At 64.7% G+C, this 14807-nt stretch carries 17 protein-coding genes and 1 pseudogene; 9 read left to right on the top strand and 9 right to left on the bottom strand.

Going from position 1 to position 14807, the window contains the following annotated elements:
* Positions 1-2 precede the first annotated feature (2 nt).
* Entirely contained in the window at positions 3-758 is a 756-nt protein-coding gene (locus H7C86_RS26915) for a nucleotidyl transferase AbiEii/AbiGii toxin family protein (RefSeq protein WP_259349305.1), read from the bottom strand.
* Positions 748-1812 (bottom strand): hypothetical protein, encoded by a 1065-nt coding sequence (locus H7C86_RS26910; protein WP_005265122.1) that lies wholly within the window; start codon positions 1810-1812, stop codon positions 748-750. Before H7C86_RS26910 ends, H7C86_RS26915 begins: the two co-directional genes overlap by 11 nt.
* A gap of 473 nt (positions 1813-2285) precedes the next feature.
* Here H7C86_RS26910 and H7C86_RS26905 point away from each other — a divergent pair, with 473 nt between their 5' ends.
* From H7C86_RS26905 to H7C86_RS26895, 3 genes are all read left to right on the top strand, one after another.
* Positions 2286-2603, top strand: a complete 318-nt coding sequence (locus H7C86_RS26905) for a hypothetical protein (RefSeq protein WP_182262571.1) — start codon at positions 2286-2288, stop codon at positions 2601-2603.
* 762 nt (positions 2604-3365) lie between these two features.
* Entirely contained in the window at positions 3366-3656 is a 291-nt protein-coding gene (locus tag H7C86_RS26900) for a MerR family transcriptional regulator (RefSeq protein WP_182262570.1), read from the top strand.
* A gap of 34 nt (positions 3657-3690) precedes the next feature.
* A complete protein-coding gene (locus H7C86_RS26895) occupies positions 3691-3948 on the top strand; it encodes a hypothetical protein (protein ID WP_246860076.1) in 258 nt (85 codons plus the stop codon).
* Positions 3949-3992: 44 nt separating this feature from the next.
* Here H7C86_RS26895 and H7C86_RS26890 read toward each other — a convergent pair whose 3' ends face one another.
* The 4 genes from H7C86_RS26890 to H7C86_RS26875 form a co-directional block, all read right to left on the bottom strand.
* Positions 3993-4520 (bottom strand): hypothetical protein, encoded by a 528-nt coding sequence (locus H7C86_RS26890; RefSeq protein ID WP_246860075.1) that lies wholly within the window; start codon positions 4518-4520, stop codon positions 3993-3995.
* A 205-nt stretch (positions 4521-4725) separates the two neighbouring features.
* The gene (locus H7C86_RS26885; RefSeq protein ID WP_182262567.1) at positions 4726-5676 is read right to left on the bottom strand and encodes a phospholipase D family protein; all 951 of its coding nucleotides are present in this window, start codon (positions 5674-5676) and stop codon (positions 4726-4728) included.
* A 170-nt stretch (positions 5677-5846) separates the two neighbouring features.
* The gene (locus tag H7C86_RS37410; RefSeq protein ID WP_246860074.1) at positions 5847-6683 is read right to left on the bottom strand and encodes a hypothetical protein; all 837 of its coding nucleotides are present in this window, start codon (positions 6681-6683) and stop codon (positions 5847-5849) included.
* Positions 6684-7216: 533 nt separating this feature from the next.
* Positions 7217-7717, bottom strand: a complete 501-nt coding sequence (locus H7C86_RS26875; RefSeq protein ID WP_182262566.1) for an N-formylglutamate amidohydrolase — start codon at positions 7715-7717, stop codon at positions 7217-7219.
* 129 nt (positions 7718-7846) lie between these two features.
* On the opposite strand from H7C86_RS26875, the gene H7C86_RS26870 reads away from it, so the two are divergent.
* The 3 genes from H7C86_RS26870 to H7C86_RS26860 all read left to right on the top strand — a co-directional run bounded on the left by H7C86_RS26870 (position 7847) and on the right by H7C86_RS26860 (position 8955).
* Positions 7847-8011: a hypothetical protein gene (locus tag H7C86_RS26870; RefSeq protein ID WP_005254559.1), complete on the top strand. Its 165-nt coding sequence runs from the start codon at positions 7847-7849 to the stop codon at positions 8009-8011.
* A 312-nt stretch (positions 8012-8323) separates the two neighbouring features.
* Positions 8324-8638, top strand: coding sequence for a hypothetical protein (locus H7C86_RS26865; protein ID WP_169695590.1), 315 nt, complete (start codon positions 8324-8326; stop codon positions 8636-8638).
* Complete coding sequence (locus H7C86_RS26860) at positions 8635-8955, top strand: type II toxin-antitoxin system PemK/MazF family toxin (RefSeq protein ID WP_005254557.1); 321 nt, start codon at positions 8635-8637, stop codon at positions 8953-8955. Before H7C86_RS26865 ends, H7C86_RS26860 begins: the two co-directional genes overlap by 4 nt.
* Before the next feature lie 211 nt (positions 8956-9166).
* Here the strand turns inward: H7C86_RS26860 and H7C86_RS26855 are convergent, their stop codons facing one another.
* The 3 genes from H7C86_RS26855 to H7C86_RS26845 form a co-directional block, all read right to left on the bottom strand.
* On the bottom strand, positions 9167-10618 hold the full coding sequence (locus tag H7C86_RS26855; RefSeq protein WP_241769500.1) for an NF041680 family putative transposase: 1452 nt from the start codon (positions 10616-10618) through the stop codon (positions 9167-9169).
* A 162-nt stretch (positions 10619-10780) separates the two neighbouring features.
* On the bottom strand, positions 10781-11635 hold the full coding sequence (locus H7C86_RS26850; RefSeq protein WP_012687208.1) for an IS5 family transposase: 855 nt from the start codon (positions 11633-11635) through the stop codon (positions 10781-10783).
* Between the two features lie 225 nt (positions 11636-11860).
* On the bottom strand, positions 11861-12079 hold the full coding sequence (locus H7C86_RS26845; protein ID WP_005254554.1) for a hypothetical protein: 219 nt from the start codon (positions 12077-12079) through the stop codon (positions 11861-11863).
* Between the two features lie 26 nt (positions 12080-12105).
* On the opposite strand from H7C86_RS26845, the pseudogene H7C86_RS26840 reads away from it, so the two are divergent.
* The 3 genes and pseudogenes from H7C86_RS26840 to bphA2 form a co-directional block, all read left to right on the top strand.
* Positions 12106-12210 (top strand): annotated as a pseudogene (locus H7C86_RS26840) (tetratricopeptide repeat protein); the annotation flags it as partial.
* Between the two features lie 565 nt (positions 12211-12775).
* The gene (gene bphA1 / locus H7C86_RS26835) at positions 12776-14158 is read left to right on the top strand and encodes a biphenyl 2,3-dioxygenase subunit alpha (RefSeq protein ID WP_182262565.1); all 1383 of its coding nucleotides are present in this window, start codon (positions 12776-12778) and stop codon (positions 14156-14158) included.
* Positions 14159-14239: 81 nt separating this feature from the next.
* On the top strand, positions 14240-14803 hold the full coding sequence (bphA2, locus tag H7C86_RS26830) for a biphenyl 2,3-dioxygenase subunit beta (RefSeq protein WP_005254552.1): 564 nt from the start codon (positions 14240-14242) through the stop codon (positions 14801-14803).
* Positions 14804-14807 lie beyond the last annotated feature (4 nt).

Raw genomic sequence — 14807 nt, 5'->3', positions numbered from 1 at the left:
CGCTAGCGTTGTGCTGCGTCGGTCAATAGTTCGGCGACGAGGTCGAGGTCGTCGGTGGTGATGTCGCGGCCGCCTACTGTATGGATCCGTTGAAGTGACTGCGGGCGTTTGCGGTTGAACCACAGATCGACGTGGATGGCGATGTCCTCCGCGGTGGCGGCTTCGACGGAGCGAATCTGGGCCAGCGCCGCTGGGCGTGTGGTCTCGTCGAGCACGAGGTGCACGATGTCGAGCAGGTCGGTGCCTTGTTTGTCCGCCGAGCGGTTCATCACCGCCTGGAGTTTCATCGCGATCAGCGGCCCGGGCTCGGCGACCGGCGTGGTGACTGCGACGCGCTCACCGCTGGTGCGGATCACCTCGATGGTCATCTCGGTTGCGGTGTCGTTGGCCCAGGCGTGCGCCGAGGCGTGGAGGCGGTCCCCGGGATCGTCGCTGGGTTGGTCGAGTTCGACCTGCCGGACTTCGAGCACGTCGACCTTGACTGATCCGTACCGGGTGGGCAGTAGGACGGCCGCCGGCTCGACCGGTTCGGCGCCGTCGGCGGCGCGAAGGACCTCGAGCTGGGGGAGGCGGCCGTGAAGTCGGTCGACGAGGTCGAGGTCGACGGTGGCGCGGTAGGGGTTCGACAACCGTGACAGCACGGCGAGGCCACCGACGATGACGGGCGCCTGGCCGATGAGTGCTCGAACTTCGATGACACCTTGGACGACGGCGGCCATGGCATCGCCGACGAACATGACGTGGCGGCTACCAGACACGGGTCCACCGATCGCCGGGTGTCCAGGCGTCGAGGATTTCCCGGCCTCGCCCGAGGTCTTGGGCGAGATCGAGCGCAACGAACACCGGATGCGCGAGCGGCCATTCGAGCGGATTGGTATCCAGGTCGATCCGGGCTTGGACGACCGCGGGAACCGGGGCGACCCGGACGGTGGCGTGCGCGTGCCGGGCGGACTCCGCGGTACCGAGCAGGGTGCTCGCGCGCCGGAGGATCGATGGGTCGGGAACGAAGAAGTCGACGGTTTGACCTTCCCGGAATGCGAGGGGTGCGCCGTACGCGGCGGCGGCAGCGGAGTCGGTCAGTGCCCACCCGGGCCCGTCGAGCGCGTCGAGACCGAGCCGGAGCGTTCGTTGCAGGCTGGTATCGCCGGGCGTCGGTGGCTGCGCCAGATGAACACGCGGGCTCGTCCAGCGGCCGGCGACCTGCCAGAACAGGTCGGTGCCGATCAGAGTGTTGTTCGCGTCGAGGAGGCCGTCTCGTCGTAGGGCGGCGAGAATCTCCGAGACAGTGCTGGGGGAGCGACCGAGTTCGCGCGCCAACCCGCGCACCGCGCCAGCTCGTTCGGGATGAAGCAGTATGGCGGTGGCGACCTCGAGGCCGGCCTTGCCGCCGAGTGCCTCGGACCGTGCGGCGCGTTCCTTGACCGGCTGCACGTCGGCGTCGATCACCAGGCGATCCGTGCGCAGCGCGAGTCGACCACGCAGGTCGAGGTAACCGCCATGGTGGCGGATGAGCACTGTGCGCGCATCCTCGGTCACCCGGTCCGCCACGACGAGCAACGGTGTGGACGCGGCCGAGGTCATCGAGGGCGGGACTTCGGTGAGCAGCCGCTCGGCGACGTCGCCGGTGACCAACGTGCGGAACTCCAGCCGGATCGGCACTCCCACGCCGTCCGGATCCACGACCACGTCGGCGCTGGCCCCTAAGGCGGTCACGGGCGGGCGGGCCTCAATGTCCAACTGCGCGAAGGCATCGACCACGAAGGCCTCGATGCCAGCACCCGCGCGCCCCTGCTGGATCCGCCGTCCGTTCACCGTTCCTATCCTTACAGATGTTCGGTGTTCGGTCAATACCGAACACCGAACAAAGCGCACGGAGTGGTGTCGGGGAGTGCAGGGGCGGTCACTGCTGGTGCCGCGGCCGCGGTGTCGGCGCCCGGTGGTGTGGAGTCATGAGCGCAGCGCCTGGGAGACCGCAGAGCACGAGATCGCCCGCGCAGAAGAAATCGATGAAACCGTGCTCGCATGACTGCGAGTGACGAGAGTCCAGCAAGGAGAGGGCAGTTCACGGCAATGGCTAGCGCAGGGAGGGGGTGATGTTGCACTGTTTCTGTCGCGCCACTGAGTGTGGGTTGCTCCACCTGGGTGGCCGCCGATGGCACCATGACGGCCGACCGCGTCGGCGGCGTTCCGATCGCCGATGGTGTCCGTCCAGGTCGGGTCGCGCACCGGGACGGGTGTTGCTTATGCTCGATTCCGTAATTTCGCCGAGTGGAAGGTGGCGCTGGATGGCTCGAAACAGCGGCAACCGGCCGATAAGTGGCCCGGAGTTGACGGTCGGTGTCCGGGTGCTGGTCCGCAGGAGCGCCGGGGCCGATCTCACCGGTGAGGTTGTCGAGGATTATGCGGCGGTGACCGATCCCGGCGGTGGTGGGCACGAGTGGGCGCCGGTGCATCGGTGGGCGGTCGCGCTCGACGACGGGCGGCTGGTCTTTGCTGGCACCGAAGACCTGACCATCGATCCGGGCGTCCACCGCTCCGCCCCGGACCGAAACCCGGAACCGGATTCGGCCGTGCGGACGCCCGGCCGACACCGGGGAGAGTGATCGGCGGCAGCCGCTTCGTGGACGGTTCTGGGCAGTATCAAACATCGTGCACCGAATTGCGCTAGCACCCGCCCCGCGCGTCTCGCCCGCACGCTCCGCCGGCTCGGCATCGACGGCAACACCGAGCACATGGCCACTGCCATCACCGCACTCGCGAACGACCCGGACTGGCCGCACCGCGCCCGCGAGATCACGTCCAGCGCATCGGACTGGTAAGCCGGATCGGCTCATTCACCTGGGGAGACGACACGTCCCCATCGCTACGGGCTGAGGAGGTGTTGTACCGATCCGCCTCCTCCTGGCGAGCCGATCCGCCGAGCGACCGCCCGGTGACGTCGACGGAACCCACTTGCCCCTGCCGCGGATGAAATCCCTGGTCAACCGACTCCAGAATTTCTGCAGTGGCGAGTGTAGACATTGAGGTATCGCCGTTGTAGAGTTCCTTTCGTCGCAAGGAAAGAGTTCACGAAGTGCGGGAGAGGATGAACTGCCCGCAGAGAAGTACCGCAAGAGACGGATGTGCCGGGCAAGGGTTGATGTGAGTGTGTAAGGCCCCGGCATTTCCGACCGGCGACCGGGCAGCAAGACGAGCCCGGCAGCCGGCAAAAGTGCAGTGAATAAGGAAGTGAAACCCGCTCCGGCCCCCGGTGCCTCACGGCGCCGGGGGCCCTGTCCGTTGAAAGGTGTCACCCGATTCAGCAAGACTCGCCCGATCACAACCCGGCCGGGAAGTTCGACGACGAGGGCTACCCGGCCTACAGCATGGGCCACGCCGCTGAGATCCTCGGCGTGACACAGGCATTCCTTCGCAGCCTCGACGCCGCGGAGCTGCTCACCCCCGGACGCTCGGAGGGCGGCCACCGCCGCTACTCCCGATACCAGCTCCGGCTCGCCGCCCGGGCCCGCGAACTGATCGACCAGGGCACCGCGCTCGATTCCGCGTGCCGCATCATCATCCTCGAAGACCAACTCGCCGAGGCCCGACGCATCAACACCGAACTCCAGCACACCCACCGCCCAAAGCCGGACAGGCCCGGCCCCGTATCCGGCTGAAACATCGCCGCCTGTTGCCGAACGGGAGATGAAGATGTCCAAGGACCAACCCGAGGGAGCGTTCGACAGCACGGTGTCGCATGCGGTCCCCGATGGTGATTCAGATTCGCGCATACCGCAGACTCCGGCCGAGTCCGCTACGCCGGCCGCGGGCGCTGCGAAACACCTGCAGTTCTCCGCGCGGGTGGACCCCGAACTGCTGCGGCAGGTGAAAATCGAAGTAGCCACCCGTGGAACGACTATGCAGGCAGCGACGGCCGAAGCGTTCCGGCTGTGGCTGTCCTCGAAGTAGGCCGTATACGGGCATGGGACACATCCAAGGTGAGTGCGAGTGTCTCACTTCATTTTGTTCGTCACTTCGCTCACTGCACTCTTGAGCCACCACCGGAGATTCCGACTTCCGACCAATCGCGCGCCATCTCCGAACCGGTTTGATGCCTGCGACGTGAACGGCACCGGATTGCCCTCGACCACAGGCTCTTGCGTCCAACGGTGCGGCGACCCGTAGATCGCCTTGAGGGCGTCGCGGTCATTTCCCAGCTCTACCAGCTCATCTTCGGAGATTTCATGATGATGGAGCGGATCGGGAGCACCCGCAGTTCCTGCTCCACGATTCAGCTCCTCGTAGAGCCTGACCAGCTCGCCAGCAGCCTCTCCCACCTCGGAATGTCCCCGCAGACGTTCGATAAGGAAGGGCAGTACAGGGATGAGGGCCCTTCCTTCTGCGCGGTCGATCCAATCATCTTCCCAACCGAGGGTTCCGTCGGGGCTTGTCTTTGGCTCCCCGAAGAGCTGACGTGCTCCATCGACCGTATATCCCTGGTCGTACAGATCTTGGGCAGCGATCCACGACTGCTCGGGCATTTCACTCCTGTTCACTCTTGTTACGAGCTTCTCAGTCGGACAGTTGTGCGGTGTGCTTGGCGCGAAGACAGTGAATCCGCTAGGTGACGGTTTCTCCAAGGACCCCCGCACGCGCTCGGGCGTGTCGCTCAGCCGGACAGTAGTCGCGCCAGCTGAAAGTCAGGTCCTCAATGGTCCGATCCGCCGCTGGGTCAGCGGATCCAGGTCAGAGGTTCCAGAGTCGGAGTAGCGCGGCACGCAGGCTGGCAGAGATGATCCGGTGATCTGTGGTCAGCCGGGGATTGGGGTGCCCGAGGTCGGCGAGCTGTTGTTCGGCGTCCGCCACTGACAGCGGTTGCAGGTTTGCACGGGTGCGCACGAGGTGGCCGAAGGCGCTGTGGGTGTGTGGGATCGCGATGGCGTCTGAGTCCACGACCGCCGGCGGGTAAATCCGGTCGTTGTCGTCGGTGACGAAGATGAGGACATCGCCACGTTTGAGTCGGGCACGTCGGTCGTCGAGGCGGAACCATTCGAGCTGATACGTCGTCGCTGGCCCGCCGGTGGTGACCGATGATCGGCCCGCTTGAGTGGCCCATGTTTGTTGCTCGGTTGCGCTGGGTTCGTATTCGACGATGTGCCGCAGGAACATCCGGGTAACCCGTACGGGCAGGAAGTCGCGGTTGGTGCGCATCCGGCCACCGACCCCGGGGATCGGCACCGCCCGACCGATCTGCCATGCGGTGGTGGCGTTGTCGAGGAATGCCTGGTCGACCTCGGTGATCTCCTCGATGTCGTCGATGAACCTGCGCACGGAGGTGACGATGTCGGGGTCGTCGGTGATGACCGCGGCTTCCTCGGCGAGGGTGGAGCTGTGGGAGGCGTTGGCGGAGCCGATGACCGCCCGCCGGTCGGTGGCGATGACGTTGGCGTGCAGGTTCGGCGACGACAGGACCCGGACACCGGCCTCGACGTAGTACGCAAGCGCAATCGGCGAGGTCACATGCGCGCGCACCGCCGCCCGGGAGGCGTTCACGACGAGGAGATCACCGGCCCGCAGCGGCAGCAGAGCGGGCGCGTCCTCGCCCAGGTACGCGACCGCCGCGTGGCGCGGCCCCCTCACTCGAATGGCGCGGGTGATGTGCGGCCAGGGACTCGGCCCGTGAAATGTCGTCCCCATACGTCGAACGGTAGCGCGGGCGTGATGCGCTGTACCCCGATTGGCTCGGGGCAGGGTCGCACGGGGCAGCCCGTGAGGTAAATTGCACCGCCGGTCTCTGCGAAAAGCGGTGATGAACTGCGAAGATGACACGTCCCCATCTCTTCTGGGCGACGATGCCGCGTGCCGCCCTACAGCGGTGGCGGCGGTTCCTCCCCGTGGACGAGCTTCCACCACAGGGTCGCGCGCTGACGAGGGATCGGGTCGACGATGATCACGTCGGCCCGATCGGCGGCGGCGAGCATGTAGGGTCGGCGGCGCTCGCGCCATTGCGAGGCGACATCCTCGAGGCCGTCGATGCTCATGGGACTGTCGAGGGTCTCGCACGCCAGTTTCAGCCACGGGACGAGGTGGCGTTCGGCTTCCCGGGTGATTCCGTTGCCCGCTATGGCGTTCTCGACGAGGAGACTTGTCAGATCGCGGCGGATCCGCCACCGCAGTTCAGCTTGATCGACAATGCAGGACCGCTCGGTGGCCCGATCGTGGTCGGCGTCGGCCGAGTCGGCGGGGGCGGTGCGAAGCCGTCGGGTGGCCCTGCGCGGTATGGCCCCGAACATCTCGGGCCGTTGGTGCTGATCGAGGGCGCGGGCATGGGTACAGACGTCACACAGTTCGGTGAGCGCGGGCAACGACGGCCGCCGGTGGGTGGCGAGTTGGGCGAGCATGTCGGCGCCGAGGTCTTCGGCGCGCGCAAAGACCTCCAGCCCGTACCGGTAGCGCATGACCGCGGCGTTCTCCCAGTGGCCGGCGAGTGTGCGCTCGCGGCGGGGGAGCCCGGCGACAGCTGCGAAGAATCGTTGCTCAGCTACGAGTGCTTTGTCCCGTAACTCGGTGGCTGCGGCATCGCAGCGGTCGGGGGTGATGCCCTGCAGCGGAATCAGCGCTTCCCGGAACTCGTACACAGCGTAGGCGAGGTTTTCGAGATCGACGGGGTGGGCGCGCGTGCGTAGCGTGAGTCCAAGCGCCATGCCGGGAAGCTTAACCGGACCGGTAGGGCGACGATTGTGACGCCAGGCCGGCCGCGACCGAGTTTGCCGGCCGGGTGAGAACTCGCACCGGCGGCACCGGCTCGACATCAGCGCTGGTGGTGTCGTATCGCCCCTTGATTGTTCTTTGACCAGCAGAAATGACACGTCCCCTGACCTGGGCATCGGTGCGCTGGTAGTCTTGTCGCCGCGCTCCCACCCGGGAGATTCCTGAGGTCTGTCGTGGTCGGCTTCAGAAGTGGCAATGAGCTTGTGGCACACGTGTATCCAAGTGCCGCGGCCCTCCCCGGGTGGATCAACTGTCTCGATTCCGCCCCAGGGCGTCGTCCTCGCGTGTGGGGCAGCGGCGACCAGGTGTCTTTGGCAGGGGATCGGATCGAGACGGATGGAGAAATTGCATGAGTGAGCAGCGTGGACGTGACTTCAAGGTCGCACCCTTCGGAGGGCGTGCAGATCGGACACCCAAGGAAGCGGCGCCCGCAGACCGTGGTCCAGCTTCCGGCCGGCCAGCCGGGTCAGGCCGTCGTGGGAATGGTGATCTCGGCTCTGCCGTCGATGGCCGATAGTTGGTAATGCGGGCAGGTGACCACCTGCCGAGGAACGGGAATCGCCTGACGGTCGGTGTCGAGGTAGAGGCGGTATGCGAGCTGCCCGCGTCGATGGCTGCCGGTGCCTGGGTCGACGGCGCCGAGGAAGTACCCGTGCGCGGAGTCGATGGTCGAGAAGATCGTCCGCGCCCACTCGGCGGGCTCGGCGGGCGGCAGATACCGCGGCACGCCCGTCTGCGCGTCGACGGTGTGCACGATGACCGTGACGGCGAACCCGGTCGCCGCGGGAAACCACTCCTCGGCCGCAACGTCGAACGGTGCGACGGACGTGTGAATCTGCAGCTCGATGTCCGTTCCGGTGCGCGCCGCCGCTGTGATGATGTGGGGATCCGCCGAAGCATCCTGTGCGGCCAGGTTCGGCAGCGCCTGGTGGCCGTCGGCGCGGATGCTGCCTGGATCAGCGGACATGGGGCAAGGGTACGGGCCCGCCGATACACCGCCCGCGGGGTGACGGCGATTAGTCCGACCGGCGCCCGATCCTGAATAATGGGGTTTGACCTGCAGTGATGACAGGTCCCTGACGGAAGGACTGGGCCGGTGAATGTGGGTGACCGCGTCAAGGTGCATGCCGACGCCACCTCGGAGTTCGTCATCGTGAGCATCGACGGCGAGGGCGCGGTCATCGAGTCGGTACGCGACGACGTCCCCGGTCAGTTCCCCTTCCACGCCCGCGTCGAGCGGTTGGTCCCGGTCGAGTCCTGATCTCGAAGAATGCCACCTGAACTGGCGGAGGTGGCACGCACCCAGGAGATTAGCGCGCCGACCCGGCGGGTCCCTGGCGGTCATCTGTCCGCTGCAGGGCAAGCCTTCTGCCATGGCCTCGTGGTGGCCTACATACTGGGCCTCTCCACGGTCTGCTTCTGTGCTTGCAGGTAGGACAATGACGGTCTCGGTGGCCTATTTGGCTGGAGCGACGGTTGAGATGTCGAACTGCAGCGCGTCATCACCGCAGGTCATAGCGTATTGAGTGACCCATTGTTGTAGTGATTCATATTATGAGTCATAATGTGAAACATGGATGTGAAGCGGCTACCAGTCACTTTGGATAGCGAGGATCAAGCGGAACTCGCTGTATTCGGCGATCCGGAACGCCTTGAATCCGACATCCTCAGGCAGTGGGCGCAGCAGCATCACATCACTGTCCGGGACAACTCCGAATCCGGCATCGCCCGTGCGTTGCTTCGAGCTGGGGCTGAATCCCTGAGAGAAAAGGCTCTCGAAGCCGGTTACGCGCGGCTTGCGGAGGAGCAGCGGTCTGAAAGCCGCGAAGAGCGGCTTGCCCATCGTGCGCGCTACGCGAATCGTGTCGACCGCTCTTACGCCGAATGACCACGGCGCTCCGTGGGCAGATCTACTGGTTCGATATGGGGCATGGAGAGAAGCCGTGGGTAGTCGTCTCGAATAACCTTCGAAACCGGAACCTGCATACGGTGCTGGCCGCTCGAATCACTACCACTCCGAAGCCGGGTATCCCGACTGCAGTCCCGCTCGGTCCCAACGATCCGCTGGTCGGATCCATCCTCGCCGATGACATCGTTCAACTTTTCGACGACGAGCTGGAAGCAAGCAGGTCGGGCGGCGCATTGTCGCCGTCGACGATTGTCGAGTTGAACAAAGCCCTGGCTATCGCGCTTGCCCTGCCGTGAGCTGCACGGCCCGAAATGGTGTGCCCTCGTAGGTGGTGCGGGCACAGTGTTGTGAATGGCGATCGGGCGACGTGAAAAGTTGCTGGAGGCTATCAGGTTAGAATGGCGTACTGGGTGAGCGGGACAACGATGGCCAGGTACCGGTCGTCGGCACACAGATCACGGTAGACGGTGAATTGGTCGTCGTGATCGTTGGCACTAAGCTTGATTTTTAACCTGGGCAGGCGGCCCCGACGGGGTTTCTAGCTTTGGTTTCGGCGCGTTTGCCCACGTGGTGATGCGGTGCGCGGTGGGTGTTTTTCGATCCGGGTGGGCGTCCGGGTCCGGGTCGACTGGGTTTCGGTGCACTGGCCGGAACAGGCATCGTCGCACGGGTGCGCGAAAACCCTCGACGAACCCGTGCCGGCGTCAATCGTGTTGGTGGGACAGGCCGTTCCCACGGGCGGCGTAGGTCCTCGGCCAGAGGACGGGCGAGCCGGAGTTGGGCGTAGGCCACCAGCACGATCCAGGTCCAGCGGTCGGCCGCCTCGGGACTGCGGAGCCGAGGTGCGTTCCACCCCAACGTCTGCTTGAAGAATCGGAAGGTGTGCTCGAGATCGAAGCGCCGCAGAAACAGCTGCCACAACCGGTCGAGATGGTCGGCACTGACGCCCGGGTCCGAGCACCACAGCCACACCGGGGTGGGATGCCGGTCCCCAGGAAGGTGGTCTACGGTCAACCGGATCACCGTGCCTTCCACGATCGGTGGCGGCCCCGGGTGCTGAGCCCACGAGCCACGATGAACGAGTCGCGGGTGCAACCGATTCCACGCCGAAGCGGAGGCTGTGCCGTATCGGTCCGTCTCGGTGCTCGAGGTGGTCTCGGGTGCAGGCCACGTAATCGGGTCGGCGAATCGAAACTCGGGGCCGTGCCGGGGTGGGCGCCCAGTACGGCCCGGTGGCGGCGCCGGGAAGCACAGCACCCGGTCCGAACGCATCCGACCCAACACCTGCACCGGGAGATCGGCGAGCACGAACGCCAACCGCGCCAACTCGTATCCGGCGTCGAACACCAGTAGAATGTCCGGGTCGCCGTCGCGGTGGTGCCCGGCCTCGCGCAACCGCGTGATCACTTCACGCACCTGGGTCGCCGTCACAGCGGTTTCGTCATCGTCGGGGCGCAAGCGGACCGCGTCGAGCACCGACGTCCACGAGGTACGCCCGGTCTCGAGTGCGGCGACGAACGAGTACGGCCACCCCGGGATCAGCTGCGCGTGATTCTTCCCGCGGCCGTAGACGTGGCAGAACCCGCGCTGCGGACTCGTCGGTGCATCCGGGCGCAACCAGGCACTGACATCGACGGCCAGAACGATCCGGCCGCCACGATCACACGGGATCGTCAGCCCGCCGAGGGCGCGACGCAGCCGAGTAAAATCTACTCTGCCGCAGTTGATTGCGTCGTACAAGGCGCCGTGACCGCGCCGATGCTCGACGGCCAGTGACAACTCGACCAGGGTGCGAACCGCGGTGCCGGAACACAGCAGCGCATCGGTCAACTCGAACAATGCATCACCTCGGGTCGGCAGACACCGGTAGAACTCTTCGCGGAACGACACCAGGTCGACACGCGGATCGGGGACCGATTCTTCCCCGACCGCCCACCGATCGGGCACACTGATACTCACGGCCACCGCCTGTTTTCGTCTCGAAAGTTCTCTGGAAGGAACCTCAAGATGATCAGGCGGTGGTCGCCTCATGCCGCGGCGACACGCCGAACAACACCAGCACCAACTGCCCCACGCGTTGGCCGAGGTTAAACGACAAGCTAAGAAAGTGTTCTGAAAGTGTCACGCCGCGCGGGTCGACTGCCAGGGGTGTCGTCCGCGTGCGGGGGCGAGTCGTCGGGTCATCAATCCGATCATTGCCCATTTGATCATCGCCTCCGAGTGCGCCGGGAGGCGTTCGTAGTCGTGGTCAAGTCGACGGCAACGCACGATCCACGCCAGGGTCCGTTCGATTAGCCAACGGTGCGGCAGAACACTGAATCCCAGCTTCCCCTTGGGTTTCCGCACGATATCGAGCGTCATCCGGCAATGCTCCGCGACCCACGCGACGAGACGTCCGGCGTAGCCGCCGTCTGCCCACACCATCGACGGCATCACTGTCTTCGCCCGAGACAACGCCAGGCGCCCGCCGTCGCGGTCTTGCACGCTCGCCGCGGTCACCAGCACGACCACCAACAGGCCCAGCGAGTCCGTGACCACGTGTCGCTTCCTGCCGTGGACCCGTTTCCCGCCGTCCCATCCGCGGGTTTCCGTGCCGACCGTGTCGGCGCCCTTGACCGCCTGCGCGTCGACCATCCCCGCCGACGCCATCGGATCCCGGCCGCTACGGTCACGGAGCTTCGCCCGCAGCGCGTCGTGGATGCGGTCGGTCACCCCGGACTCGTTCCATCGCTGGAAGTACCCGAAAACGGTCTGCCAGGGCGGGAAGTCATGCGGGAGCTGCCGCCACGAGCAACCGGTGCGGTTGACGTAGAGGATCGCTTCCACGATCCGCCGACGATCGTGGATCGCCGGGCGACCGCCCGGCAGCGCCGCGGGCACCATCGGTGCGATCAACTCCCATTGGGCATCGGTCAGATCGGACGGATACGGCGTCCGCTTGCGACGTTTCCTGCGAGCAACGACGGACCTAATCATGCCGCCACCGGGCCGGTCCGCCGCGCCCGAATCGAAAACTTTCAAAACACTCTCTGAGTATCGCGAGAGTCCTAGCCGTTGGTATCGAACCGACCTAATCATGGCCGCGAAGGGGCGTGCAAGGCTTGTTCGTATCCAGCAGCTGCTCAAGGGAGTCTCCAGAATCGGACTGTTCGGGCGACCATGACTTCGGCGCAGTTGGTGCCTGACAAGCTGCGGCGCTGATCATGAGTGGGCGCTTCTGACCTCAGGCGCGATCACGACCATATTGGTTGCCGTAAGGAATTCCAGCCGGGTGGGCAGGTCAACAGGCGAGCCCCCACAGATCGTCAAGAAGCGCAGAGAAGATTGGCCGGAGCTGACGCGATCGGCGAGCTCGCGGCTCATCTCGACGATGTGAACAGCGAAGGACACCATCGGCAAGGTCACCGACACGGTCGTCACCTAGGTCCGCCATCGGGTCCTGTGCAGCGGAGTCGGCGCTCCGGGCGCTCGCCCGCAAGGCACTCGAACGCCGACATCGGTACACGCTGGTGGATCTCGCAAACCTGATCCGCCCGACCACGTGGCTGTAGTACGAGCACCCGAACTCGTGTCACAGCACCCCGAATCCGATGTGCTCGCGGCCCCGCATTCCACGCCATCACCTGCATGCGGTGATCACGGCTGCGCACTGTTTCGGCCAGCTGGCTAATGAGTTCGATGATTCGGCGCCGGGCATCCTCCAGTTCCGTTGCCAAGCGCTCTTCCTCCATCGACCTTGCGGCGCGGTTTCTGCCCTACATGGTCGAGCTTCCCAGTCCCACAAGCATTCCGAGGCGTTCATGCGGTCCGCTGACAACTCCTACCGTACGGTCTCGACACCCCCGCCGCGGCAGTGTCCTCGCAGCGGAAACATGGAGCAGGTCCGTCGATCCATCGGACCGGCGGGTTCCGTAGTTTTCCCGGATGTTCGCCGATGAGATCTGGATCACTATGGATGCCAGCGAGTGAGCACGGCGAATGGATCGGAAGTTTTTCCGTCGGGCCGTGGTTCACCGTCGGCGACGTAGCCGAAGGCATTTACGACGCAGACCTGAGTTCCATTGAACGCACTAACGACCGTACAAGTGTGATTTGCCGACGAGAAAGGAAAGCCGCATGACTGACGTGCAATGTGAACCCGCGCTTGCGGGGAGAAAGCCCAAGTGGGCCGACGCGGACATCGCTGAACTCGTAGACGAAAGGACCGGCCGGCTAGACCCGCGGATCTACACCGACGAGGCGCTGTACGAACAGGAACTGGAGCGGATCTTCGGTCGCTCGTGGTTGCTGATGGGCCACGAGACGCAGATTCCGAAGGCCGGCGACTTCATGACGAACTACATGGGCGAGGATCCCGTGATGGTCGTTCGTCAGAAGAACGGGGAGATCCGCGTCTTCCTCAACCAGTGTCGCCACCGCGGAATGCGGATCTGCCGCGCGGACGGGGGCAATGCCAAGTCATTCACCTGCAGCTATCACGGCTGGGCCTACGATACGGGCGGCAACTTGGTGAGTGTGCCTTTCGAGGAGCAGGCCTTCCCCGGGCTGAGGAAAGAAGATTGGGGCCCGCTACAGGCTCGCGTCGAGACCTACAAGGGCCTGATTTTCGCAAACTGGGACGCTGACGCCCCGGACCTGGACACCTATCTGGGTGAGGCGAAGTTCTACATGGACCACATGTTGGATAGAACCGAAGCGGGCACCGAAGCGATCCCGGGGATTCAGAAGTGGGTCATTCCCTGCAACTGGAAGTTCGCAGCGGAGCAATTCTGCAGCGACATGTACCACGCGGGCACCACATCCCATCTTTCCGGCATTCTCGCGGGCCTGCCTGATGGCGTCGATCTGTCGGAGCTCGCGCCCCCCACGGAAGGCATCCAGTACCGCGCAACCTGGGGCGGGCACGGTAGCGGCTTCTACATCGGCGATCCCAACCTGTTGCTCGCCATCATGGGGCCGAAGGTCACCGAGTACTGGACTCAGGGCACTGCCGCAGAGAAGGCTTCCGAGCGCCTGGGAAGCACAGAGCGTGGCCAGCAACTATTGGTGCAGCACATGACCATCTTCCCAACCTGTTCGTTCCTGCCAGGCATCAACACCATCCGAGCGTGGCACCCTCGCGGGCCGAACGAGATCGAGGTCTGGGCCTTCACCGTCGTTGATGCCGACGCACCCGACGAGATGAAAGAGGAATACCGCCAGCAGACACTGCGAACCTTCTCGGCAGGTGGTGTCTTCGAGCAGGACGACGGCGAGAACTGGGTTGAGATCCAGCAGGTGCTGCGCGGACACAAGGCCCGCAGTCGGCCGTTCAACGCGGAGATGGGACTCGGCCAGACCGACACGGACAATCCCGATTACCCCGGCACGATCAGCTACGTCTACAGCGAAGAAGCGGCGCGTGGGCTGTATACGCAATGGGTCCGGATGATGACTTCGCCGGACTGGGCTGCACTGGACGCCACCCGACCCGCAGTGTCCGAGTCGACCCACACGTGACCGCGGCGGGGCGAGCGGACCGCGGTGGAACCATCGCCGGGTCTCCACCTGAACAGAACTCCCGACTGATTAGGAAGAATTATGATTGACGCCGAATCGCCAACCACGGCATTTCGAACAAAACCCGCACCAGTAGACCCCAGCCTGCAGCACGAGATCGAGCAGTTCTACTACTGGGAGGCGAAACTTCTCAATGACCGCCGCTTCCAAGAATGGTTCGATCTGTTGGCCGAAGATATTCATTACTTCATGCCAATCCGAACCACGCGTATCATGCGAGAAGCCGAACAGGAGTATTCCGGCGCCCATGAATACGCACATTTCGACGACAATGCGCAGATGATGCGAGGGCGCCTGCGCAAGATCACTTCCGATGTGAGCTGGTCAGAGAACCCGGCCTCGCGCACGCGGCACGTGATTTCCAACGTCATGATCGTCGACGGTGATAACCCTGGTGAATACCACGTCTCGAACGTCTTCATCGTGTACAGAAATCGGCTCGAGCGGCAGCTCGATATCTTCGCTGGGGAGCGGAAGGACATTCTGCGTCGAACTGGTAGCGAAGCGGGTTTCGAACTCGCGAAGCGAACGATCCTGATCGACCAGAGCACAATTCTCGCCAACAACCTCAGCTTCTTCTTCTAGGAGT

The sequence above is a fragment of the Rhodococcus sp. UFZ-B548 genome, from assembly GCF_903819475.1.
Taxonomy (GTDB): domain Bacteria; phylum Actinomycetota; class Actinomycetes; order Mycobacteriales; family Mycobacteriaceae; genus Rhodococcus_F; species Rhodococcus_F erythropolis.
This window is presented reverse-complemented; position numbering and strand designations above follow the sequence as displayed.